This window comes from Phenylobacterium sp., assembly GCF_031412415.1.
GTDB lineage: Bacteria > Pseudomonadota > Alphaproteobacteria > Caulobacterales > Caulobacteraceae > Phenylobacterium.
In genome coordinates this window covers 1-5,619 of record NZ_JANOCX010000076.1, presented here as the reverse complement: position 1 = coordinate 5,619, position 5,619 = coordinate 1, and the positions used below count along the sequence as shown (strand labels likewise).

The window sequence follows — 5,619 nt, the reverse complement described above, 5'->3', positions numbered from 1 at the left end:
CGGCTACAGCGACGATGTCCGGGTGCTGCGCGGGGCGGTCAACGGCGACTTCGGCGACGGCCGGCGTTCGACCAGCCTGTTCGTCCAGCTCTCCGGCGGGGAGCGCGACGCGGCCAGCGGCGCCAGCGGTCTGTCGCGGGCCGACGCCTCGCGCGAGTTCTGGAAGGTGAACGCTCGCGCCGCCCACTACCGCGACCTCAGCGCCAACACCGGCCTCTACCTCGCCGCCGACGGCCAGTGGTCACCCGACGCCCTGCTGGCCTCCGAGGAGTTCGCCGTCGGGGGCGCCCCCTACGGCCGGGGCTACAACTACGCTGAGCTCAGCGGCGATCGCGGGGTGGCGGGCACCGCCGAGCTGCGGGTCGGCTGGGACCCCAAACGGCCGCCGATCACCTTCGTTCAGGGCTACGGCTTCGTGGACGCCGCCCAGGTCTGGAACCGTGGAGGCGACAGCGCCGCGCTGGCCTCGACCGGCCTTGGCGTTCGGGTGCGGGTGGGCGAACGCGTCACCGTGGGGCTGGAGGCCGCCAAGCCCCTGACCCGCACGCCCTACGAACGCGGCGACAAGGATTGGCGCACCTTCGTCTCGATCTCGGCGCGCTTCTAGCGTCTCAGCGCTCGAAGACGCGAAGCGTTTGCTGGGAACGACCAGGCGCGGCTGACGATGTCGCTGGATTGAAGGCGATGGCTCCCCGAGCAGGACTCGAACCTGCGACAAGTCGGTTAACAGCCGACTGCTCTACCAGCTGAGCTATCGGGGATCACATCGGAGGCGGCGATATACGTCGCGTCGGGCGGGCGCGCAAGCCATGGATGTCATGCGCTCCATCCGGGTCGAAAAAAGAGCCCGGCCGAAGCCGGGCTTTACGAAGTCGGTGATGGTGGGGTGTCTTCCGGAGAAGACCGCGTCAGGTTCCGTCGACATGGTTAAGCAAGTGTTAAGGTCGCCTGGCCTCTGCTCCAGAACGCCGCGCGGGGCAGGTGGGTCTTGAGGCTGCGGGGCGACGTCCGCTAGTCAGGGCAGGGGACGGCGAGCGCGCCGGGAGCAGTCTGGAATGCGGATCCATTTCACGGGCGTGGCGGGGGCGGGGATGAGCGCGGTGGCGCTGTTGATGCGCGACGCCGGTCACGAGGTCTCCGGTTCCGACGAAGACGTCTTCCCGCCGATGTCGACCTATGTGGAGGGCCTGGGTTTTCCCTTCCACCGCCAATTCGACGCGGCCAATCTTCCCGCCGCCCTGGATGTCCTGGTGCTGGGGACCAGCGCCAAGCTGGGCGCGGAAACCAATCCCGAGGTGATCGCCGCGCGCGCCCGCGGCGTTCGCGTCACCACCTTCGCCGAGATGCTGGGCGAAGTGACCATTGGCCGCGAGGTCACGGTGGTGGCCGGCTCCTTCGGCAAGTCGAGTTGCACGGCGCTGATGGCCCACATCCTGCGCCAGGCCGGGAACGATCCGGGCTGGATGGTCGGCGCCATCTCCCCATCCCTGCCGGAGACGGGTCATTGGGGGGCGGGGCCGGTGGTGCTGGAGGGCGACGAGTACATCGTCTCCGCCGCCGACCGCAGGTCCAAGTTCGCCCTCTACCACCCCGACCATCTGCTGCTGACCTCGCTGATCCACGATCACGTCAACGTCTTCCCGACCTTCGCCGAGTATGAGGCGCCGTTCATCGAGCTGCTCAAGGGACTGCCCACGAGCGGCCTGGCCGTGTTGCGGGATCACCCGGCGATCCGCGCGGTGGCGCATCACACGAGCGCGCGGACGGTCTGGTACGACACCGCCCCCTGCGAGGGCTGGTACAGTCGCGACGTCGTGTTCGGCGAGACCACCAGCTTCACCCTGGTGGCGCCCGACGGCCGCGAGATCGCCCTGCGCACCCAGCTGCTCGGGGCCCACAATGTCGAGAACATCGTGGGCGTCGCGGCTTACCTGCTGGCGCGCGGACTGGTCAGCCCCGACCTACTGGCGCGGGGCCTGGAGAGCTTCGGCGGTATTCGCCGGCGGCTGGACCGGCTGACCACCGCGTCGCGCGTTCCGCTGATCGAGGGCTTCGGGTCATCCTATGAGAAGGCCCGCTCGGCCATCGAGGCGATGACGCTGCACTATCCCGAGCGACCGCTGATCGTGGTCTTCGAACCCCACACCTTCTCTTGGCGGTCACGCGACGCGCTCGCCTGGTACGACACGGTGTTCGAGGGCGCGGCCAAGGTGCTCATGATCCCCCCGCCGACCCATGGCGCGGCCAGTCATCACCAGTCGACCCACGAGGATATCGTGGCGCGAACGGCGGCGGCCGGCGTTCCGGTTCAGGGCGTCGAAAGCGCCGACGAGGTTATCGGCGCGCTCTCGCGCCTGCGCGGCGACGAGGCGGTCCTGCTGCTGTCGTCCGGCCCCCTGCTGGGCCTGCCCGACAGCCTGCCGCCGGTGTTCGACCGCCTCTACGGTGCCGCTGTCGCCGCCTAGAGCCCGGCGGCCTTGTACGCCGCCCGTTTCGGCCCGAGATAGCCGAACAGGAAGGCGGCGACCTTGCGCATCTGGATCTCCTCCGAGCCCTCGGTGATCCGATAGCGGCGGTGGTGGCGGTAGATGTGCTCGAAGGGCTTGTGGCGCGAATAGCCGATGCCGCCGTGAACCTGCATGGCCCGGTCGGCGGCCTCGCAGACCAGGCGATTGGCCCAGTAGTTACACATTGAGACCTTGTCGGAGATCGTCCGCTCGATCTCCTTGTGTTCCATGTGGTCCATGTCCCAGGCGGTCTTGCGGATCAGCAGGCGCAGCATCTCGCACTGGGTCGCCAGCTCAACGAGCGGGAACTGGATGCCCTGGTTGTCCGACAGCGGCTTGCCGAACGGCTTGCGCGCCCGGGCGTACTTCACGCTCTCCTCGACGCAGAACACCGCCGCGCCCAGGGACGAGGCCGCTTGGCGGATGCGATTCTGGTGGACGAAGGACTGGCCCAGCCCCAACCCCCGGTCGATCTGCCCCCAGTAGCTGTCCTCCGGAATCCAGACATCGGTGAAGCTGACGCGGGGATGGTCCGTGGGCATGTTGAAGGTCCACAGATACTCCTCGATCTTCACGCCGGCGGTGTCGGCGGGGACGATGAAACAGGTGATGCCTGTGGCGTCGCCGTCCTTGCCGCTGGTGCGGGCGAAGACCATCACGTGGGTCGCCACGTGCATCCCCGTCGTCCACATCTTTTCGCCGCGGATCAGCCAGCCGGGCTTGCCGTCCTTCTCGTGCGGGACCGCCGTGGTCTCCATGAAGGTGGCGTCCGAGCCGTGGTTCGGTTCGGTCAGTCCGAAGCCCGTCCGCATCTGGCCGGCCAGCAGCTTGGCGCCGTCGCGGTCGTACTGGGCGTTGGTCGCGAACTCCTTGAACATCAGGATGAAGGGGTTGTTGCCGACGATCGAGTGCTCGTTCTGCAGGTCGTTGTGCAGGCCCAGGCCCTTGGCGGCCAGGTGCTCGCGGATCACCGCCATATCCAGGTTCGAGCCGCCCTTGCCGCCCATCTCGGTGGGCCAGGCGTAGCGCAGGTGTCCGGCCTCGTCGGCCAGCTTGCGGGCCTTGCCCAGCAGCTCTTCCCACTCCTTCTTCGGCAGGCCGCCGGCGTCCCAGTCGGTGCGCTCGTACTCTCGACGGTGGTCGAAGTACTTCATGTTGTCGTCCTGCTGCTCCAGCGGCTTGATCTTGGCCTCGATGAAGGCGTCGAGTTCGCCGAGATAGGCGGTCAGTTCCGGCGACAGGGCGAAGTCCATGGCGTTTTCCTCCTGGGCGGGCCGTTGAATTTGGCGGTTTACATCACCGCTTCGAGTGCTCCAGATCGATAGAATAGATCAGGTCAGAGGTTCCGCCGCGTCATGGCAGACGAGATTTTTCAAGCGCTTGGGCGGCTGGCTTCGACGTGGAGCGGAGAGGGGGCGCAGGTCGTCGATCTGCAGCGCCTGTCGGGCGGCGCCAGCATGGAAACCTGGGCTTTCGCGGTTGAGGGCCCCGGCGGTCGCGAGGAGATGATCCTGCGCCGTAGGCCGGGCGGTCCCATCGACGAAGACGCCTCGCGCTCGGTCTCGCTCGCCACGGAAGCCGCCCTGATCACCGCGGCCCACGCCGTGGGCGCGCCGGTCGCGCCGCTGATCCACCTGGCCCGGCCCGGCGACGGCCTGGGCGAGGCCCACATCACCCGGCGCATCGCCGGCGAGACCCTGGGTCGCAAGATCGTCACCGACCCGAAGTTCGAGACCGTCCGCCCCACCCTGGCGCGCCAGTGCGGCGGCATCCTCGCCCAGATCCATTCGGCCACCACCGATGCGCCGCTCAAGACCGTCGACTTCCTGCAGGAGCTGGAACGCTACGAAGCCGTCTATCGCCAATCCGGCGCCGAACGGCCGATCCTGGAACTAGCCTTCCAGCACCTGAAGAAGCATGCGCCCCCGCCGGTCGAGCCCGTGCTGCTGCACGGCGATTTCCGCAATGGAAACATCATCGTCGATCCGGAGCAGGGTGTGGCCGCCGTGCTGGACTGGGAACTGTCCCACTACGGCGATCCGGCCGAGGACCTGTCGTGGATATGCGTCAACTCCTGGCGGTTCGGGAAGTCCGAGCTGCCGGTCGGCGGCTTCGGACACTACGCCGACCTGCTGGACGGCTACACGGCCGGCGGCGGCGGCGAGGTCCCATTGTCGCGCGTCCTCCAATGGCAGGCCCTGGGCTCGCTGAAATGGGGGGTGATGTGCCTGATGATGTATGCCAGCTACGCCACCGGCGCCGAGGCCTCCGTCGAGCGCCCGATGATCGGCCGCCGCGTCTCCGAGACCGAGATCGACCTTGTCATCCTGATGGAGAACGGCCTGTGATCCAAAACCCTCGCGCCGACGAACTGGTGGAGGCGGTCGCCCGCTGGATCGACTCCGTTCGGCCCAGCCTCGCCCCTCGCGACGCCTTCCTGGCGAGGGTCGCGGCTAACGTCCTGAGCGTGGTGAAGCGCGAACTGCTGATGGGTCCCGAAGCGGAGGCCGCCGCCACCGCGCGTCTCGCCGCCCTGCTGGGCCACGAGGGCGCCCTGATCGACCTCAATGCCGAACTCTGCGCCAACCTGCGCGACGGCAAGATGGACCGCGACACCCCCGGCCTGCTGGCCGCGCTGAAGGCCAACATCGTCGACCAGATCGCCATCGACCAACCGAACTACGCGCCGGAGCCGAGCCGGTGACCGACAAGCTCCACACCCCCCCGCCAATGAGCTACGGCGACTATCTGGGCCTCGACACCCTGCTGTCGGCCCAGCGCCCGCGTTCGTCCGAACACGACGAGCTGCTGTTCATCATCATCCACCAGGCCTCGGAGCTCTGGCTGAAGCTTTCGATCCACGAGCTTTCGGCCGCCCGCCAGCATATCCGCGACGATGACCTGGGCCCGGCCTTCAAGATGATCGCCCGGGTCAGCCGCATCCAGGGCCAGCTCATCCAGTCCTGGGACGTGCTGGGCACCATGACCCCCAGCGACTACCACGCCCTTCGCCCGCACCTGGGACAGAGCTCGGGCTTCCAGTCCTTCCAGTACCGGATGCTGGAGTTCCTGATGGGGGCAAAGGACGCCGCCATGCTCCGCGTCCACGAAG

The 5,619-nt window shown here is 67.9% G+C and carries 6 protein-coding genes and 1 tRNA gene; 5 read left to right on the top strand and 2 right to left on the bottom strand.

Annotated elements, in window-relative coordinates:
* Positions 1-607: ShlB/FhaC/HecB family hemolysin secretion/activation protein (locus tag RMO04_RS03795; protein ID WP_309643462.1), on the top strand; the 607-nt coding region annotated here is incomplete at its 5' end.
* Positions 608-685: 78 nt separating this feature from the next.
* Here the strand turns inward: RMO04_RS03795 and RMO04_RS03790 are convergent.
* Positions 686-761 (bottom strand) — tRNA-Asn (locus RMO04_RS03790).
* 294 nt (positions 762-1,055) lie between these two features.
* On the opposite strand from RMO04_RS03790, the gene RMO04_RS03785 reads away from it, so the two are divergent.
* The gene (locus RMO04_RS03785; RefSeq protein ID WP_309643461.1) at positions 1,056-2,465 is read left to right on the top strand and encodes a Mur ligase family protein; all 1,410 of its coding nucleotides are present in this window, start codon (positions 1,056-1,058) and stop codon (positions 2,463-2,465) included.
* Here the strand turns inward: RMO04_RS03785 and RMO04_RS03780 are convergent.
* Positions 2,462-3,760 carry an acyl-CoA dehydrogenase family protein gene (locus tag RMO04_RS03780; RefSeq protein WP_309643460.1) on the bottom strand — a complete coding sequence of 433 codons (1,299 nt, stop codon included), beginning with the start codon at positions 3,758-3,760 and terminating at the stop codon, positions 2,462-2,464. The two genes, RMO04_RS03785 and RMO04_RS03780, sit on opposite strands and share 4 nt — an antisense overlap.
* A 102-nt stretch (positions 3,761-3,862) precedes the next feature.
* On the opposite strand from RMO04_RS03780, the gene RMO04_RS03775 reads away from it, so the two are divergent.
* The 3 genes from RMO04_RS03775 to RMO04_RS03765 all read left to right on the top strand — a co-directional run.
* Positions 3,863-4,855 (top strand): phosphotransferase family protein, encoded by a 993-nt coding sequence (locus RMO04_RS03775; protein ID WP_309643459.1) that lies wholly within the window; start codon positions 3,863-3,865, stop codon positions 4,853-4,855.
* Positions 4,852-5,211, top strand: coding sequence for a DUF6285 domain-containing protein (locus RMO04_RS03770; RefSeq protein ID WP_309643458.1), 360 nt, complete (start codon positions 4,852-4,854; stop codon positions 5,209-5,211). Before RMO04_RS03775 ends, RMO04_RS03770 begins: the two co-directional genes overlap by 4 nt.
* The coding region (locus RMO04_RS03765; RefSeq protein ID WP_309643457.1) for a tryptophan 2,3-dioxygenase family protein at positions 5,208-5,619 on the top strand (412 nt) is incomplete at its 3' end. The genes RMO04_RS03770 and RMO04_RS03765, both read left to right, overlap by 4 nt.

What these genes read in the sequence shown, in the direction of transcription:
- RMO04_RS03785 (WP_309643461.1), top strand. Translation starts at nt 1,056, where the DNA reads ATGCGGATCCATTTCACGGGCGTGGCGGGGGCGGGGATGAGCGCGGTG.
- RMO04_RS03780 (WP_309643460.1), bottom strand. Translation starts at nt 3,760, where the DNA reads ATGGACTTCGCCCTGTCGCCGGAACTGACCGCCTATCTCGGCGAACTC.
- RMO04_RS03775 (WP_309643459.1), top strand. Translation starts at nt 3,863, where the DNA reads ATGGCAGACGAGATTTTTCAAGCGCTTGGGCGGCTGGCTTCGACGTGG.